Raw genomic sequence first — 2,138 nt, 5'->3', positions numbered from 1 at the left:
CACAATGCGCACCGGCTCGCCCATATCCAGCACAAAGACTTCACCGCCCTGGGCCATGGCACCCGCCTGGATCACCAGTTGGGAAGCTTCCGGAATGGTCATGAAATAGCGAATCACATCAGGGTGAGTCACGGTGACCGGCCCGCCTTTTTGAATCTGGTCACGAAACAGGGGCACCACCGAACCGGACGAGCCGAGAACATTGCCAAATCGCACCATGGAGAACACCGTCTCCGAGCCCCGCGCGGCAATGGCCTGAAGCACCAGTTCCGCAAAACGCTTGGTGGCCCCCATCACATTGGTAGGGCGCACCGCCTTATCCGTCGACACCAGAATAAAGTGCTTAACCTGGGCGGCTTCTGCACCCAGTGCCGCTTCCAGCGTGCCCAGAATGTTATTGCGCACGCCAGCAGACGGGTTGGCTTCTACAATCGGCACATGCTTGTAGGCGGCCGCGTGATATACCGTATCCACCCGATGCTCGCGACACAGCCGTTCCATCAGACCCCGGTTCACCACCGAACCCAGCACCGCCTCAACCTCAATGCTCTTGTTACGCTCACCCGCCGCCGCCCGCAGCTCTTTTTCAATGGCGTAAAGACCAAACTCACTCTGATCCAGCAGCACCAGTTTGGAAGGATGCAATTTGAGAATTTGCCGACACAGCTCGCTGCCAATGGAGCCACCCGCACCGGTCACCAGCACATGCTTGCCGCTGATACAGCGCGTCAGCAGATCCGCCCGGGGCGGCACTGAATCACGGCCCAGCAAGTCTTCGATGGAGACTTCCTTGATTTCCTCCAAGCGAGCCTTGCCGGTGGCAATATCCGCAAACGAGGGTACCGTTTGCACATGCACATTCAGGGTTTCCAGCCACCGCACCACTTCCATTCGTGTAGCCCGGCTCTCGGAGGGGAGAGCAAGCAACACAGTTCGGATAGCACCGCCCTCTACCGCTTTTTCCAATGCGCTACGGCTCACCACCGGCACACCACACAGCAGCGTGCCCTGCTTGCCGGGAGCATCATCCACAATCATTTGGGGGTGTAATTCTGCGGAAGACAGCAGCCCGGACACCAGCTGGGCACCAGCGCCACCAGCCCCGAATACGGCTACTGCTTCACAGGCAACACGCTTGCCCAGCACGTTGTAAAGGAAGCGGCGCATCATGAAACGGCTACCGCCCAGATACAGCACCAACAGAGTCCAGAAAATGATAAACACCGAGCGCGGCGTAGAGGCCGAGGCCATATAGGCCGCCGCAGCCAGCAATACCACAGACAAGGTAGTGCCGATCAGAATAGACCACGCCACCTCAGCGCCCAGATAACGGACCACCGAACGGTAGAAGCCAAAGCCATAAAGCACAGGCAACAACACCAGAGGAGCGGCAACCAACAACCACAGATCCGTGACATCAGGAGTGACCGTATTCAGGCGCAGTCCGTAGGCAAGCCACAGCAACAGGGGCGCCGCCAGCGCATCCGCGCTCAGCATGACCAATCGCTTGGCCGTACGCGACAGAGACACCATCCGGTGTACAGGGGAATAGAGATACTTGTTCGTCATAACAGGTCCATCCATGCGACCGCAGGGCCAACTAAATACGGCAAAGTCCCTCTTAGCCATAAGACTGTGATTTTCGTCACACTACTTAGCCGGGGGAGCATTATAAGCCGTTTTCCAGGATATCCAACGGGTAAAAAGCACTAATTTCGAGGCAATCTAGTCATGAACGGTGACAATTAAGCGACAAACGGATACTGAGATCCGTGATTATCACCCGCAATGACGCATCTTTTTCAATCTGTTGCAAACGAGCGCTACACAGCAACCCACCAGCCCGGTAGGTCGAATTAGTCCGAAGGACGTAATCCGACATCCATCCATAGACCAAATCAAACACAGCCATGACACGATGCACTCCACGTACCGGGCCTTGTCGGATTACGCCTTTCAGGCTAATTCGACCTTGTGTCTCTCCGGCGGAAGGATTTGCTACCCTTCCGCCACTGCTGGCGGGCAACCCGTATTCGACCTGAGGCCCTGAGCCTGTGATGTAGATAGGTCCCGCCAGCATTTCTCTCAAAACTTGAACGGTATCCGAGCCCTTCGTTGACCGGATGAGGCTGCACGAA

1 protein-coding gene is annotated in these 2,138 nt (G+C 56.7%); it reads right to left on the bottom strand.

The features are described 5' to 3' along the window. The coding region (locus A3754_RS17565; RefSeq protein ID WP_231880679.1) for a nucleoside-diphosphate sugar epimerase/dehydratase at positions 1-1,569 on the bottom strand (1,569 nt) is incomplete at its 3' end. Positions 1,570-2,138: the final 569 nt, after the last annotated feature.

The sequence above is a fragment of the Alcanivorax sp. HI0083 genome, from assembly GCF_001635175.1.
The sequence above is the reverse complement of the archived record's forward strand: the minus strand, read 5'-3'. Positions and strand labels throughout refer to the sequence as shown.